16 protein-coding genes are annotated in these 15,098 nt (G+C 72.5%); 11 read left to right on the forward strand and 5 right to left on the reverse strand.

Going from position 1 to position 15,098, the window contains the following annotated elements; translation table 11 throughout:
• Positions 1 to 27: 27 nt before the first annotated feature.
• Positions 28 to 1,284 (reverse strand): acyl-CoA dehydrogenase family protein, encoded by a 1,257-nt coding sequence (locus IM767_RS17240; RefSeq protein WP_239453381.1) that lies wholly within the window; start codon positions 1,282 to 1,284, stop codon positions 28 to 30.
• Between the two features lie 105 nt (positions 1,285 to 1,389).
• The gene (locus IM767_RS17245; RefSeq protein ID WP_109211025.1) at positions 1,390 to 2,031 is read right to left on the reverse strand and encodes a TetR/AcrR family transcriptional regulator; all 642 of its coding nucleotides are present in this window, start codon (positions 2,029 to 2,031) and stop codon (positions 1,390 to 1,392) included.
• Between the two features lie 90 nt (positions 2,032 to 2,121).
• Here IM767_RS17245 and IM767_RS17250 point away from each other — a divergent pair, with 90 nt between their 5' ends.
• The 6 genes from IM767_RS17250 to IM767_RS17275 all read left to right on the forward strand — a co-directional run bounded on the left by IM767_RS17250 (position 2,122) and on the right by IM767_RS17275 (position 7,001).
• Positions 2,122 to 2,808 (forward strand): DUF998 domain-containing protein, encoded by a 687-nt coding sequence (locus IM767_RS17250; protein WP_109211024.1) that lies wholly within the window; start codon positions 2,122 to 2,124, stop codon positions 2,806 to 2,808.
• Between the two features lie 96 nt (positions 2,809 to 2,904).
• Positions 2,905 to 3,657, forward strand: a complete 753-nt coding sequence (locus IM767_RS17255) for an SDR family oxidoreductase (protein ID WP_109211023.1) — start codon at positions 2,905 to 2,907, stop codon at positions 3,655 to 3,657.
• Between the two features lie 52 nt (positions 3,658 to 3,709).
• On the forward strand, positions 3,710 to 4,300 hold the full coding sequence (locus IM767_RS17260) for a TetR/AcrR family transcriptional regulator (protein ID WP_109211022.1): 591 nt from the start codon (positions 3,710 to 3,712) through the stop codon (positions 4,298 to 4,300).
• Positions 4,287 to 5,348, forward strand: coding sequence for an NADPH:quinone oxidoreductase family protein (locus IM767_RS17265; protein ID WP_109211021.1), 1,062 nt, complete (start codon positions 4,287 to 4,289; stop codon positions 5,346 to 5,348). The genes IM767_RS17260 and IM767_RS17265 overlap by 14 nt, the downstream gene beginning before the upstream one ends.
• Positions 5,345 to 6,085, forward strand: coding sequence for a glucose 1-dehydrogenase (locus IM767_RS17270; protein WP_109211020.1), 741 nt, complete (start codon positions 5,345 to 5,347; stop codon positions 6,083 to 6,085). The genes IM767_RS17265 and IM767_RS17270 overlap by 4 nt, the downstream gene beginning before the upstream one ends.
• Positions 6,086 to 6,119: 34 nt before the next feature.
• Complete coding sequence (locus IM767_RS17275; protein WP_109211019.1) at positions 6,120 to 7,001, forward strand: aminoglycoside phosphotransferase family protein; 882 nt, start codon at positions 6,120 to 6,122, stop codon at positions 6,999 to 7,001.
• A gap of 198 nt (positions 7,002 to 7,199) precedes the next feature.
• Here the strand turns inward: IM767_RS17275 and IM767_RS17280 are convergent, their stop codons facing one another.
• Entirely contained in the window at positions 7,200 to 7,409 is a 210-nt protein-coding gene (locus tag IM767_RS17280) for a hypothetical protein (protein WP_109211018.1), read from the reverse strand.
• Positions 7,410 to 7,411: 2 nt separating this feature from the next.
• Positions 7,412 to 7,552 carry a hypothetical protein gene (locus IM767_RS17285; RefSeq protein ID WP_194398921.1) on the reverse strand — a complete coding sequence of 47 codons (141 nt, stop codon included), beginning with the start codon at positions 7,550 to 7,552 and terminating at the stop codon, positions 7,412 to 7,414.
• A gap of 235 nt (positions 7,553 to 7,787) precedes the next feature.
• On the opposite strand from IM767_RS17285, the gene IM767_RS17290 reads away from it, so the two are divergent.
• From IM767_RS17290 to IM767_RS17310, 5 genes are read left to right on the forward strand one after another with little or no spacing between them, the layout of a single operon-like run.
• Complete coding sequence (locus tag IM767_RS17290; protein ID WP_109211017.1) at positions 7,788 to 8,540, forward strand: ABC transporter ATP-binding protein; 753 nt, start codon at positions 7,788 to 7,790, stop codon at positions 8,538 to 8,540.
• Positions 8,537 to 9,364: an ABC transporter ATP-binding protein gene (locus tag IM767_RS17295; RefSeq protein ID WP_239453379.1), complete on the forward strand. Its 828-nt coding sequence runs from the start codon at positions 8,537 to 8,539 to the stop codon at positions 9,362 to 9,364. The genes IM767_RS17290 and IM767_RS17295 overlap by 4 nt, the downstream gene beginning before the upstream one ends.
• Positions 9,364 to 10,242 (forward strand): branched-chain amino acid ABC transporter permease, encoded by an 879-nt coding sequence (locus tag IM767_RS17300; RefSeq protein ID WP_109211016.1) that lies wholly within the window; start codon positions 9,364 to 9,366, stop codon positions 10,240 to 10,242. The genes IM767_RS17295 and IM767_RS17300 overlap by 1 nt, the downstream gene beginning before the upstream one ends.
• Complete coding sequence (locus IM767_RS17305) at positions 10,239 to 11,381, forward strand: branched-chain amino acid ABC transporter permease (RefSeq protein WP_109211015.1); 1,143 nt, start codon at positions 10,239 to 10,241, stop codon at positions 11,379 to 11,381. Before IM767_RS17300 ends, IM767_RS17305 begins: the two co-directional genes overlap by 4 nt.
• 41 nt (positions 11,382 to 11,422) lie before the next feature.
• The gene (locus IM767_RS17310; protein ID WP_109211014.1) at positions 11,423 to 12,709 is read left to right on the forward strand and encodes an ABC transporter substrate-binding protein; all 1,287 of its coding nucleotides are present in this window, start codon (positions 11,423 to 11,425) and stop codon (positions 12,707 to 12,709) included.
• A gap of 797 nt (positions 12,710 to 13,506) precedes the next feature.
• On the opposite strand, the gene IM767_RS17315 is transcribed toward IM767_RS17310, so the two are convergent.
• A complete protein-coding gene (locus IM767_RS17315; protein WP_109211013.1) occupies positions 13,507 to 15,090 on the reverse strand; it encodes an AMP-binding protein in 1,584 nt (527 codons plus the stop codon).
• Between the last annotated feature and the right edge of the window lie 8 nt (positions 15,091 to 15,098).

Genomic DNA, 15,098 nt, shown 5'->3' on the forward strand with positions numbered 1-15,098 from the left:
GCGGGTTGCGTCCGTGACCGATGCCGACTAGGCGAAGGCGCTCATCCCGGTGATGTCGCGGCCGATCAGGAGGGCCTGCACACTCTCGGTGCCCTCGTAGGTGTGGATCGCCTCGATGTCGGCCATGTGCTGCATGACGCCGTACTCCAGCAGGATGCCGTTGCCGCCGAGCATGTCGCGCGCCGTCGACGCGATGCGGCGTGCGGCGCGGGTGTTGTGGTACTTCGCGAGCGAGGCCTGCGTCGGGCGCAGTTCGCCGCGCTCCTCGAGGTCGGCCATCCAGCGGCAGTAGAGCTGCATCGCGGTGAGCTCCTCGAGCATGTTCGCCAGCCGCTCCTGCACCATCTGGAACTTCGCGAGCGGCTTGCCGAACTGGATCCGCTGCTGCGAGTACGCGAGCGCCGCCTCGTAGCAGGCGGTGGCGTGGCCCAGCGCCGACCAGGCGACACCGGACCGCGTCGAGTACAGCACGGTCGAGGCGTCCTTGAAGCTCTTCGTGCCCGGGAGCACGGCGTCGGCCGGCACCCGCACGCCGTCGAGCACGATGTGGGCCTGGTGGATCCCGCGCAGCGACGCCTTGCCCTCGATGACGGTGCCGACGTAGCCGGGCGCCTCCTGCTCGACGAGGAAGCAGCGCACGGCGCCGTGGTGCTCGTCGCCGGGGGAGTCCACGCGCGCCCACACGAACGTGATGCCGCCCGACGCGCCGTTGCCGATCCACTTCTTGGCGCCGTCGATCACCCACTCGCCGGCGCCGGTCGCTGAGCCTGTCGAAGCGTCCCAGCGGGCCACGGTCTCGAGCGAGACCGAGTCGGATCCGTGGTCGGGTTCGGTGAGAGCGAAGGATGCCGCGACCTCGCCGCGCGCGACCGGCACGAGCCAGCGCTCCTGCTGCGCCTCGCTGCCGAAGAGGGCGAGCGTCCGCAGCGCGAGACCGCCCTGTACCGCGAGCACCGTGCCCAGGGACCCGTCGCCGCGGGAGATCTCCATGTTGACCAGGCCCGCAGCGAGCGGTGAGACGCGCGTGAGCGAGGGGTGGACGATGCCGTCGTTGAACATGTCGAGCTCGCCCGCGCGCATCGCGATGTCGAGCGGGTATGCGCCGGTGTCCCAGGCGTCCTGCATGCGAGTGCCCACCTCGTCGATGTACGCCTGCGCCCGCTCCCACATCTCGCGGTCGGCGGCGGGGATGTCGGCGAACACCGCGTAGTAGTCGGTGCCGCGGCGCGCGGTCACGTCGTAGCCCTCGACGCTCTGGCCGGGACGAGGCTGGAAGTCGGTCACGATCGGACTCCTGGCGGGGTGGTGACGGGTGGTGCGGCATCCGTTCGTGGAACTGGATTCCATCATCCATAGTACTCAGTGTCACCTTGGGGTCACGCGCGCCCGTCAGTCATCCGCGCCGTCCGTCTCTGCCGCGCGGTAGGCCGCGAGGAACACCCGGGCGCCGGCGCGGGCGCGGACACGGACCTCGCGTGCCGACGGCGCGGTGGTCGCGAACATGCCCCGGTCGAGTTCTGCCCCCATCGCCAGGAAGGCGAAGTGCTCGGCGGCCACGACGGCGTCGTCGACGGCGAGGACGCCGCGCGCGCTCAGGCCGGCGAACGCCTCGGAGAGCGCCCGCAGGACCATATCCGGTGCGCGGCGCCGGTACTCCGCCACGAGGTCGGGGAATCGCGCAGCCTCGCTGACGAGCAGCCGCCGCAGCGGAAGCACGGGGCCGAGGAGCACGTCCTCGGCCAGGCGGACGCTCAGTGCCGGAATGTCGCGGTCGACGTCGTCGAGCTGCGCCGTGGACTCCGCGAGGATCGCGGCGAACCGCTCGGCGGTCTCTATCGAGCGTGCGAGCGTGGCGCGGAACAGGCTCTCCTTGTCGCCGTAGATGTTGTAGACGGTGCGCTTGGCGACGCCGGCGCGGTCTGCGACCGCGTCGACGCCGGCCGCGTCGTAGCCGTGCATCAGGAACACCTCGCTCGCGGCGTCGAGGATCAGTGAGCGGGATCGCGTGATCCGCGGGTCCTCCGCGGTCATGGCACCTCCGGGGTCTTGCGTCGGCGGCAGTTCGCTTCTACTGTACTCGTGCGTGCAGTACTGCACTCGTCAGTGCAACAGGAGGAAGACATGTCCACAACTGCGACCGGATTCGACCGCCGTGCCGCCGTCACCCGCAGTCTCCTCGGATGGGGCGTCGTCGCGGGTCCCTTCTATGTCGTCGTCGGGCTCGCGCTCGCGCTGACGCGTCCCGGATTCCTTCTCTCCGAGCATGCGCTGTCGCTCCTGATGCTGGGCGAGTGGGGGTGGCTCCAGCGCCTCAACCTCATCCTCACCGCCCTCATGGTGCTCGCGGCCGCGCTCGGCTTCCAGCGCGCGATCCGCAACGGGCGCGGGCTCGCGATCGCCGTGCTGCTCGATGCCTACGGGCTCTGCCTGGTCCTCAGCGCCGTCTTCCCGCCGGATCCGGTCGCCGGCTTCCCGCCTGGTTCGGAGGGTGGCGTCGCGACGATCAGTGGCATCCTCCACCTCGTGTTCGGCGCGGTCGGTTTCGTGGCGCTCGCGGCCGCCGCGTTCGCGTACGCAGGATGGTGCCGGAGTATCGGCGAGCGGCGGCGGTCCGCGGTCGCCATCGCGCTCGGCGTGCTGGTCCTGGTCGGGTTCTTCGGGGGAGCGGCATTCGCGATGATACCGCTGGGCGTGCTTCTGCTGTGGATCGCGGTGCTCTCGGGCTGGGTGTTCCTGGCGCTCGCCGCGGCGCACGTGTACGCGTGGTCGCCTCATCCCGTGGTCGCCCAGCGCGTGCCCGCGGCCTAGGCCCAGGGGCTCGGCGGCTCACGCTGGTGGCGCGGGCGGTCGTCCGGAGTGGTACGGTGTGAAAACCGACCAGCCGGTATGTCGCAAGGAGGCGCCATGACCCACGACCACGACCGCCGCTTCGACGGCACCGTCACGCTGGTGACGGGCGCGAGCCGCGGCATCGGCTTCGCCATCGCGCGGCGCATCGTCGACGAGGGCGGATCGGTCGTGATCACCGGGCGCAAGCAGGACTCGCTCGACGCCGCGGTGGCGGACCTCGGCGCGGCCGCCTCGGCCGTCGCCGGGCGAGCCGACGACCCCGACCATCGCGCCGCCGTCTTCGCGCACCTGGCCGAGCGCCACGGACGGCTCGACCATCTGGTCAACAACACCGGCATCAACCCCGTGTACGGGCCGCTGGTGGACATCGACGCGGAGGCGGCGCGCAAGATCCTCGAAGTCAACGTCGTCTCGACGCTTGACTGGACCCGCGCCGCGCTCGCCGCGGGGCTGTCGCGCTCGGTGGTCAACATCGCCTCCGTCGCCGGCCTCGGCGCGAGCCCCGGCATCGGGTTCTACGGCATCTCCAAGGCCGCGCTGATCAACCTCACCGCGCAGCTCGCGTTCGAGCTGGCCCCGGGCATCCGGTTCAACGCCGTCGCCCCCGCGGTCGTCAAGACCGCGTTCGCACGGGCGCTGTACGAAGGGCATGAGGCCGAGGCAACCGCGGCATATCCCCTCGCGCGGCTCGGCGAGGTGGCCGACGTCGCCGGCCCGGTCGCCTTCCTGCTCTCGGACGACGCCGCATGGATCACCGGCCAGACCCTCCCGATCGACGGCGGCGCCGGCATCCGTCCCCTCACATGACAGAGCCCTCGAGTGACAGTGGTCGCGGCCGGTTCGGGTGAAGGATGAAGGCATGAAGGATTCCCACGTCGCCGACGACGTCACGCGTGCCGCCGTCGAGCTCTTCGCCCGTCAGGGGTACGCGAACACGAGCGTGCAGCAGATCGTCGAGGCCGCCGGCGTCACCAAAGGCGCGATGTACCACTACTTCGAATCGAAGGACGACCTGCTCTTCGGCATCTACGAGCGCCTGCTGACGCTGCAGAAGGCGCACCTCGACGAGATCATCGCGCGCGGCGGCACGACCGACGAGGTGCTGCGCGCGGTGTGCATCGACGTGCTCGAGACGTCGATCGACTCGATGGAGGAGGGTGCGGTCTTCTTCCGCAGCCTCAACATGCTCTCGGCGCCGCGGCAGCAGGAGGTCACGCGCCGCCGGCGCGCGTATCACGACGAGTTCGCCGAGCTGATCTCGCGTGGGCAGGCCGAGGGCGTCTACCGCGACGACATCCCGCTGGCGATGCTCGTGGCCCACTTCTTCAGCGACGTGCACTACCTGTCGCACTGGTATTCGCCCGAGGGCCCCGAAGACAAGACGCTCGTGGCCGAGCAGCTGACCGACCTGTTCCTGACCAGTCTGAGGAGAACGGATGCCGCAACCTGACGCGACCGTCGACGCCGACGCCGCCGTGACCGACGCCCTGCCCGATGCGATGCGCGCGTGGCGGGTGACGCGGCTCGGCGAACCCGCCGACGCCCTGTCGCTCGACGCCGTGCCCGTGCCCGCCCCCGGTTCGGGGGAGGTGCTGGTGAAGGTCGGGGCCGTGGCGGCGAACTTCCCCGACGTGCTGCTGTGCCGCGGCCAGTACCAGGTGAGACCCGAACTGCCGTTCACGCCGGGGATCGAGCTCGTCGGCACGGTCGTCGCCGTCGGCGGCGATGGGGCCGATGCCGCCGGGGTCGCCGGCATCGCGGTCGGCGCGCGCGTCGCCGGGTCGAAGATCGGGGTGCTGTCGGAGTACGCGGTGCTCCCGGCATCCGACGTGTGGGCGGCGCCCGCGTCGCTCAGCGACGCCGAGGCGGCGGGGCTCACTGTCGCGTACCAGACGGCGTGGTTCGGGCTCCACCGGCGGGCCGCACTGCAGCCCGGGGAGTGGCTGCTCGTGCACGCCGCCGCCGGGGGCGTCGGCCTCGCCGCGGTGCAGCTCGGCCTGGCCGCCGGTGCGCGCGTCATCGGCGTGGTCGGCTCGGAGGCCAAGGCGGCGGTCGCCCGCGAGGCGGGCGCCGAGCTGGTGCTGGTGCGAGGAGCGGACGATCTCGTCGCGGGCGTGAAGGCCGCCACGGGCGGCCGCGGCGGCGACGTGGTGTTCGACCCGGTCGGCGGCGACGCCTTCGAGGCATCGACCAAGTGCATTGCGTTCGAGGGGCGCCTGGTGGTCGTCGGGTTCGCCGGCGGAACGATTCCGAGCGTGCCCGCAGGACACGTGCTGGTCAAGAACTACTCGGTGCTCGGTCTCCACTGGGGCATGTACCCGGGCGTGCGGCCCGACCTCGTCGAACAAGCTCGTGCGGAGCTCACCCGGCTCGCCGACGCCGGCTCGATCCGGCCGGTCGTCGACCACGTCGTGCCCTTCGAGCGCGCGCCGGAGGCGCTCACCGCGCTCGCCTCGGGTTCGACCGTGGGCCGCGTCGTGATCGAGGTGTCGCCGTGACCCGGTTCGATCTCGACGGGCGGGTGTGCCTCGTCACCGGCGGTGCGCGCGGCATCGGCGAGGCCTACGTGCGTGCGCTCCACGGCGCCGGAGCGCGCGTCGTGATCGGCGACATCCTGGACGGCGAAGGCGCCGCCCTCGCGGCCGATCTCGGCGACGGCGCACGCTTCGTGCACCTCGATGTGACGGATGAGGGGGAGTGGGATGCGGCGGTGCAGGCATCCGTCGGCGCCTTCGGCGCGCTCGACGTCCTCGTGAACAATGCGGGCATCGCGAACGCGGCGCCGATCGAGCACCTGACCACCGAGAAGTGGAACGCCGTCATCGCGGTGAACCTGACCGGCGTCTTCTTCGGGTGCCGGGCCGCCGTTCCCGTCATGAAGGCGCAGGGCCGCGGCTCGATCATCAACATCTCGTCGGTCGAGGGCATGCGCGGCAGCCCCGGCCTCCACGGCTACACCGCGGCCAAGTTCGGCGTGCGCGGCCTCTCGCAGTCGCTCGCCGTGGAACTCGGTCAGTCCGGCATCCGGGTGAACTCCGTGCATCCGGGGTTCATCCGCACCCAGATGACGACCCGCATAGACCCGGCGCACCTCGACATCCCGCTCGGACGGCCGGGCGAGCCCGCGGATCTCGCCGGCACCATCGTGTTCCTCGCCTCGGACGCGTCGTCGTTCACGAGCGGCGCGGAGTTCGTGGTCGACGGCGGCATGATCGCCGGCATCCCGCACAAGTAGACCCCGCCCTCTGGGGGCGGGGTAGCGTGAGCCGATGACCTCCGGCCCGATCGACGCGTCGCGCATCGACGAACGGCTGGTGCGTGAGCTCGTGGGCGAGCAGTTCCCGCAATGGGCGGAGCTCGACGTGCGACCGGTGCTGCCGGGCGGCAACGACCACCGCAGCTTCCGGCTCGGCGACGAGCTGTCGGTGCGGCTGCCCAGCGCGCCCGGGTATGTGCCGCAGGTCGCGAAGGAGCAGTCCTGGCTGCCCCGCCTCGCGCCTCACCTGCCGCTTCCGGTGCCGACCGTACGGGGTGCGGGTCGGCCGTCGGCGCTCTTCGCCGCGCCGTGGTCGGTGTACGGCTGGCTCCCCGGCCGCAACGCCGCGGTCGCCGCGATCGACGACCACGCGCGACTCGCCGAGGACCTCGCCGGCTTCCTCGTCGCGCTGCGCGCGGCCGACCCCGCCGGCGGGCCGGCTCCCGGGCTGCACAGCGCGTTCCGCGGCGGGCCCGTCGCACACTGGGACGACGAGATGCGCGACCTGCTGCAGCGCGTGCAGGGCCGCGACCGAGACATCGCCGAGGGCATCTGGCGCGACGCGCTGGCCGCGCCGTCCGCTGCGGAGCCGGTCTGGTTCCACGGCGATGTCGCAGCCGCCAACCTGCTGATCCGCGACGGCGCCCTCGCCGCCGTCGTCGACTTCGGCTGCGCCGCCGTGGGGGATCCGGCCTGCGACACCGTGCCGCTCTGGACGATGTTCGAGGGCGCGGCCCGCGACGCCTTCCGCGAGACCCTCGCCGTCGATGAGGCGACGTGGGCCCGAGGCCGGGGCTGGGCGCTGTGGAAGGCGCTCATCATGCTGACGAACAAGCCACCCGGCCAGGCGGAGTTCGCCCGTCGCGTGCTCGGAGAGCTGCTCGCCGGCGTCTGACCTGCCCTCTCGGCCGGTGCCGCCCGCCGGCGCCCTGCGCTCTGGTCCAGCCGACGTGCCGAAAGACCGAAAACCTGGCCGGCAACGCGACACGCCGGGGACGGATGCCCCGAATCGGCGCGTCGACGTCGCGGACCAGGTTTTCGGACGTGAGGGCTGTTGCGCCCCCGGGTCAGCCCCCCGGGTCGGCCCCTCGGGTCAGGCCTTCTGGGCGACCCGGGTCGCCTTGGACTCGATCCTGCGGAAGGCGCGGTCACGCACCTTCGCCACGCCCGGGTCGTTCCAGACGTCCTTGGCGATTCCGGTGAGCTCGCGGAATCGACTCGTACCGGCCTTCGCGCCGATCACGTAGGCGACGGCGACGGACGCCACTCCGACAAGAGCGGTCCAGATGCGGGTCTTCGGCATGATCAGCCTCCTGAGGGGTTGTCGACGGGCATGTCGTTGTCGTCGGTGGTGTCCGGCGGCTCGGGCGCACCGCCCGAAGCCGTGTCGGCGTCGGCGTTCTCGTCTGGCACGCCCTGGGTGTTGTGCTGGTCGCGATCTGTCATGACGGGGACGCTATGTCGCCCGCGCTGGGTCGGCCGGGGGCTTGACGAATGGCGGCGAGAGTGCCAGCGGATGCCGCGCCGCAGCGTCGCTGGGACGCGCGAGGCGCGCCGGCGACACGAGGCGGGGGTGCCCGGACCGGACGGATGGACGCGCTCGTCACGATCGTGCAACAACTACATACCGCCCGGTCGGTTTCTGCGATACAGTGGGCGCACCCGACACGAAGAGGTGCCGATGAACCCCCATTCCGACCCCATCCCGGTCGACCCCGCCGCCGGCGTCGTCCCGCGTCTCGAGGTCGTCGACCTCGCTGTCTCGTTCGGCGGTCTCACCGCCGTGGACGCCGTCTCGTTCGACGTGCGTCCTGGAGAGGTGGTCGCCCTCATCGGACCGAACGGCGCCGGAAAGACCACGGTGTTCAACGCCGCGTGCGGACTCGTCCGCCGGCGGGGGCAGGTGCGGATCGACGGCGCCCCCGCCCCGCGCCGCACCGCCGACCTCACGGCCCGCGGCGTTTCGCGCACGCTGCAGGGGCTCGGCCTGTTCACCGGGCTCACGGTGCGCGAGAACGTGCGGGTCCCGGTCGCTGCGCGCCGCGACGCCGAGGACCGCGTCGCCGCCCGGCTGCGTTCGCTCGAACTCGAGGAGCTCGCCGACCGTCCGGTGGCAGCGCTCTCGTACCCCGACCGCAAGCGCGTGGCGCTGGCACGCGCCCTCGTCACCGAGCCGCGGCTGCTGCTGCTCGACGAACCCGCCGGCGGCCTCGGCTCCGACGACATCGCCGCGCTCGGCGACACCGTGCGCGAGGTCGCCGCGGCCGGCTGCGCCGTGCTCCTCGTCGAGCACCACGTGGACTTCGTCATGGGCCTCGCCGACCGCATCGCCGTGCTCGACTTCGGCCGCGTGATCGCCCGCGGCACCCCCGACGAGGTGCGCACCGACCCACGCGTCGAAGAGGCCTATCTCGGCGTGAAGGCGACAGCATGAGCGCCGCAGCCCCGGCTCCGACCGAGCCCCAGCCTCGGCCCCGGTCGCAGGCCACGCCGCAGCCCCGGTCGCAGGCCACGCCGCAGCCCCGGGCGCAGTCCTCCGGCCCGCGGGGCGCGCTCGAGATCCGCGGACTCACCGTCGGCTACGGCGGAGCGCCGGTGCTGCACGACGTCGCCTTCGCGCTCGCGCCCGGCGAGGTCGTGGCCCTGCTCGGAGCGAACGGCGCCGGCAAGACGACGCTCCTGCGCACGCTGGCGGGCCTCGTGCCTGCGGCATCCGGCACCATCACGCTCGACGGCGACGACGTGGCGGCCCTGCGCACCGAGGATCGAGCCCGCCGCGGCCTCGCCCTCGTGCCCGACGGTCAGAGCGTCGTCGCCGAGCTCACCGTCGACGAGAACCTTCGTCTCGGCGCCCTCTGGCGACACCGGGGCAGGGCGCGCGAGCGTGCGGTCGCCGCGGTCTACGACCTCTTCGAGCCCCTCGCGCGCCGCCGCACGAGCGCCGGGCACCAGCTGTCGGGCGGTGAGCGGCAGATGCTCGCACTCGGTCGCGCCCTCATCGCCGAACCGGTGCTGCTCGCGCTCGACGAGCCGTCGCTCGGGCTCGCGCCGCTCGTGGTCGCGCAGCTGATGGGCACGCTCCGCGATGCCGCCGCCAGCCGTGGCCTGACGGTCCTGCTCGCCGAGCAGAACGTCACGAGCGCACTGTCGATCGCCGACCGCGGCGTCGTGCTCGACCTCGGCCGCGTCGTGGCCGATGCCCCGGCCACCGCGCTCGCCGCCGACGAGACCCTCCGCCACGCCTACCTGGGATTCTGATGGACCGACTGCTCTTCCTCCTGGCCACCGGCCTCGCGCGCGGCGCGATCTTCGCGCTGTTCGCCCTGTCGCTCGTGCTGATCTGGCGCGCCGCGCGCATCGTGAACTTCGCCCAGGGCGCGATGGCCCTCGTCGCGACGTACGCGGCCTTCGCCGTGACCGGCCTGACCGGCTCGTACTGGGCGGGGCTCGCCGCCGGCCTCATCTCGGGCGCGGCGATCGGACTCGGCGTGGAGCGCGGCCTCATGCGCTTCGCCCCGCACTCGAGCCCGCTGTCGGGGGTGATCGTGGCGATCGGGCTGGTGATGGTGCTGCAGTCGCTTCTCGGCATCCTGTTCGGCGCGCAGTATCTGCCGATGCGCGCGCCGTTCGACGACAGCCCGATCACCGTCGGGGGCGTTCCGCTGCTCTCGCCGTACGACCTGTTCGTGCTGGTGGTCGCACTCGCGGTGATGGCCCTCCTCGCTCTCCTGTTCACCCGCACGTCGCTCGGTCTGCAGCTGCGTGCCTCCGCCTTCGCGCCGGAGGTCTCCCGCGTGCTGGGCGTGCGCGTGAGCCGGATGGTGACGATCGGGTGGATGCTGTCGGCCGCGGTCGCCGCGCTCGCCGCCATGCTGCTGGTGCCCACGGAGCTGGGCCTCAACCCCCACGCGACCGACATGCTCTTCGTCTACGCATTCGCCGTGGCCGTGGTGGGCGGACTCGACTCACCCGTCGGAGCCCTGCTCGGCGGACTGGTCGTCGGCGTCGCGATGACGCTCGTCACCGGCTACCTCGGCGCCACCGTCGCGCCGATCGGCGTCCTGGTGCTGCTGGTCGCTGTGCTGCTCGTGCGACCCGGCGGCATCTTCTCACTGCGGGAGGCGAGGAGCGCATGACCCGGCTTCTTCCGTCGTTGCGCGGCATCCCGCGCACCATCGTCTTCGGCGCGGCGCTCACGGTGCTCGCGATCGGCGGCACGTTCCTGCTCGACCCGTACCGCAACTTCCAGCTCGCGACGATCGCGGCGTACTTCTGCGCGACCGCGGGGCTCACCCTTCTCATCGGGCAGAGCGGGCAGCTCTCGCTCGGCCACGCCGCCCTCATGGCAGCCGGCGGGTACGGGTATGCGCTCACGGCGAATGCGATGACGGATACCGGGGTCACCGGCATCCCGCGATTCCTGGCCGGCATGGCTGCCGCGGTGATCGTGTCGGGGGCTCTCGGATGGCTGCTGGGTCTCGCCGCTGCGCGGCTGCGCGGCCCGTACCTCGCGGGCGTCACGCTCACCCTCGTGATCGCCGTGCCCGCTGTCGCGGCGGTGTTCTCGGGGGTGCTGCGCGGCGACCAAGGCGTGCAGATCGCCTATGACGGCGTGCCGCCGGTGCTCGAGCGGCTCATCGCGGTCGAGCAGTGGCAGGCGTGGGTCGCGCTGATGGTCGCCGGCGTCGTCGTGACAGCCCTCGCGGCCCACGCGCGGGGCCGGCTCGGCCTGCAGATGCGCGCCGTGCGCGACGACGAGACCGCCGCGCGCCTGAGCGGCGTCCGCGCGGGACGGGTGAAGGTGACCGCGTTCACCGTCAGCGCGATCGCCGCCGGCGCCGGGGGCGCAGTGCTGTGCTTCGCGACCCAGTCCGTCAGCCCCGGCGCCTACACCCTGGCGTTCTCGCTGTTGCTCATCGTGGCGATCGTGCTCGGCGGCCTCGGCTCCCTCGGGGGTGCGGCCATCGGATCGGCGCTCATCGTGCTGCTGCCGTGGCTGCTCTCCACCATGACGGCCGCGCTCCCCGTTCCCGCAGAGCTCGCCCAGCGGCTGTCGGGCAACCTGTCGATCCTCGTCTTCGGCGTGCTGCTCATCGTCGTGATGCTCGTCTGGCCCGGTGGCCTGGCGAGCCTCCGCCGCCGTCGTCCCGTTTCCGCTTCGCGACTTCCCGACGCTTCGCCGACGGATGCCGCGGCCGCCGTCGATGCCGGGGCAGACCCCGCACGCGACGAGGCGCCGACCGCGGCGACGGGCGCCGGGGCGCGGCATCCGTGAATCCTTCCTCCTCCGCACCATCCACACAGAAAGAGGTGACCATGTCACAGCACTCCCTCGCACGCCGCGTCGCGGCGGTGGCCGGCGCATCCGCCGTCCTCGTCGCGCTCGCCGGCTGCAGCACGCCCGCCGCTCCCGGCGGCACCGACGAGGCCGTCCCCGGGGTCAGCGACGACACCGTGACGATCGGCACGCACACGCCCCTGACCGGCCCGGCCGCTGCCGGGTACTCGTCGATCTCGGCCGCCGCGACGGCGTACTTCGAGTACCTCAACGACAACGGCGGCGTGCACGGCAGGTCGATCGAGTACCTCGTCAAGGACGACGGCTACAACCCCGCCACCACCCAGACGGTCGTGCGCGAGCTCGTGCAGGAGGACGAGGTCTTCGCGATCGTCAACGGCCTCGGCACGCCGACGCACACCGCCGTGCTCGACTACCTGAACCAGAACGAGGTGCCCGACCTGTTCGTCGCGTCGGGATCCACGAGCTGGAATCAGCCGTCGACCTACCCCTTCACGTTCGGGTTCAATGCGGACTACGTCGTCGAGGGGGCAGCGCTCGCGCAGTACGCCGCCGACGAGCACCCCGGCAAGGTCGTGTGCCTGCTCGGCCAGGACGACGACTTCGGCGACGAGATGATCGAGGGCGCCGAGCTCGCCCTCGGCGCCGACGGCCTCGCCGCCGTCGAGCGGTACTCGGTGTCGAACCAGGACGTCTCGGCGCAGATCGGTGCGATGAAGGCGGCCGGCTGTGAGATCAACATCCTCGGCACGATCAACGGGTTCACCGCCCTGGCCGTCGGCACGGCGGCGCAGCTGGGCTGGTTCCCGATGTGGTTCTCGTCGTCGTCGGGCGCCAACTACGAGACGCTCGTCGGCTACCTCGGCGAGGACGTCGGGCCGAAGCTGCTGCAGGGCCTCATCGGCACCAACTACCTGCCGGCCTCGGGCGGCGACTCGGAGTGGGTGGCGCTCTTCCGCCAGATCAACGACGAGTACAACGACGGCGCGGTGTTCGACGGCAACACCATCTACGGCATGAGCGTGGCGTACCTCTTCGCCGAGGCGCTGGAGGCCGCGGGTGAGAACCCGACGCGCCAGTCCCTCATCGACGCGGTGCAGTCCGGCGACCTCGCGGGCAACGGCATCGTCCCGCTCTCGTTCGGCGAGGACAGCCACGCCGCGTACCTCGGTGTCGGCATCACCGCCGTCGACCAGGGCGTGCAGGACTACGTCGGCGCGACCTATGCCGTCGACGGCGGCACCGTGACTGCGGTCGACCCGGCACCCGTCGCCCTGTCCGGCGAGGGAGTCCCCGGCTCCTGACGGCCCCCCGCCCAAGGCCCGGACCCCGAGTGGGTCCGGGCCTTCGGCGTTGACGCCGCAGCCGGGCAGCCGGGTCGGCGGGTCGGCGGGTCGGCGGGTCGGAGTGCGGCCTCCGGTCGCCTTCTGGTGCGCTTGCGGCCGCTGCGGGGGTGGTCTCACAACTCGCGGGGTCGAGGGTCCCGACCGCGCGGGTTCTGTGCCGCGTTCGGGTGCGTGTCGCGCGATCGGTGGGTGACGGATGCCGCGGCCCGCGGTTTGTGAGACACGCCGGCCTGGGCGCGGCCGGCCCGGTGCGCGGCGACCAGGGTGTCGCGCGTCCGGGTGTGCGTCCATCCGGTCGCCTTCTGGTGCGCTTGCGGCCGCTGCGGGGGTGGTCTCACAACTCGCGGGGTCGAGGGTCCCGACCGCGCGGGTTCTGTGCCGCGTTCGGGTGCGTGTCGCGCGATCGGTGGGTGACGGATGCCGCGGCCCGCGGTTTGTGAGACACGCCGGCCTGCGCGCGGCCGGCCTGGGCGCTGCGACCCGGGTGTCGCGCGTCCGGGTGTGCGTCCATGCGGTCGCTGCCTGGTGCGCTTGCGGCCGCTGCGGGGCGGTCTCACAACTCGCCGGGTCGAGGGTCCCGACCGCGCGGGTTCTGTGCCGCGTTCGGGTGCGTGTCGCGCGATCGGTGGGTGACGGATGCCGCGGCCCGCGGTTTGTGAGACACGCCGGCATGGTCGGCGCCGGCCTGGGCGGCGCCGGCCCGGTGCGCGGCGACCAGGGTGGTTCGCCGAACCCCCTCCGCCGAACCGCCGAGGTCAGGGCACGGGGGAGAACTGGGCGACGAGCTCGCGCTTGAGCACCTTGCCGCTCGCACCCAGCGGCAGCGCCGGCACGACGTGCACGACGCGCGGGTACTTGTACGCGGCGATGCGGTCGCGCGCGAACGCCACCACGTCGGCGGGCTCGAGGTCGACCCCGTCGTGGGCGACGACCGCGGCGTGCACCTCCTGGCCGCGCACGTCGTCGGCGACGCCGAACACCGCGGCCACCGCGATGCCGGGGTGGCGTGCGAGCACGGCCTCCACCTCCGTCGGGTACACGTTGTACCCCGAGCGGACGATCATGTCCTTCTTGCGGTCCACGATCGTGAGCACGCCGTCGGTGTACGTGCCGAGGTCTCCGGTGCGGAACCAGCCGTCGACGACCGCGGCGGCAGAGGCATCCGTCCTCCCGAGGTAGCCCTTGAAGAGGTTGTGGCCGCGCACGACGACCTCGCCGAGCGCGTCGGCCGCGTCCAGGAGCACGACGGCGTCCTCGATCTCGGGGTCGGCGATCGCGACGTCGACACCCCACAGCGCGCGACCGACTGTGCCCGGCCGGATCGCCTCGCGCAGCGGGTTCGACGACACGGTCGGCGCGGTCTCGGTGAGGCCGTACCCCTCGTGCACGTCGGCGCCGAACGCATCGCGGAACGCCTCCAGCACCGCGACCGGCAGCGCCGCCCCGCCCGAGACGGCGTACCGCAGCGGCGGCCTGGCGGGGGAGCGGCGCGCGGCCTCGAGCATCCCGACGTACATCGTCGGCACCGCGGTGAACACCGTCGCCCCGAGTTCGGTGGTGAGCGCGAGGGCCTCATCGGCGTCGAACCGCGGGAGGAGGATGACGGATGCCCCCACCCGCAGCGCGATGTTCATCACAGCGGTCTGCCCGAACGTGTGGAAGAGCGGCAGCCCGCCGAAGACGACGTCGTCGGCGCGCAGGTCGAACGCGTCGATGAGGGTGGTGTGCACCTGCTCGACGATCGAGAGGTGCGAGCCGACGGCGCCCTTGGGCGTGCCGGTGGTGCCGCTCGTGTAGAGGATGGTGGCGGCATCCGATGCTCGCACCGACTCATGACGCGCGATCGGCTCGGCGGCGGCGGCTTCGTCCTCGAGGCGGGGGAGATTGACGCCCGCGCCGGCGGGGAGGAGAACGGTCAGAAGCGGAACTCCGGCGGACGCCGCCGCGGGCGCCGCCTCGCCCAGGAGCGGCGCGGCCGCGACCAGCAGGTCGGCGCCGGCGTCGCGCAGCACGTAGGCGATCTCATCGGACTTGAACAGCAGGTGCACCGGCACGACGATCGCGCCGAGCGAAAGTGCCGCGTAGTACACCCGCGCGAAGTCGGGCACGTTCGGCGCGAGGAGCGCGACGCGGTCACCGCGGCCGATGCCCCGTGCGCGCAGCGCGCCGGCGTACGCGCGGGTCTGATCCCACAACTCGCGGTACGTGGTCCGCGTGCCCGCGAAGTGGAGCGCGGTGCGGTCGGCGTGGCGCACCGCCGATTCGGCCAGGATGCTCGCCACCGACAGCGTGGCGAAGCCGGGCCCGTCGATGGCGGGGTCGGTGCGATGCGTGGTCATGTCGTCTC

It is taken from the genome of Microbacterium ureisolvens, assembly GCF_015278315.1.
Taxonomy (GTDB): domain Bacteria; phylum Actinomycetota; class Actinomycetes; order Actinomycetales; family Microbacteriaceae; genus Microbacterium; species Microbacterium ureisolvens.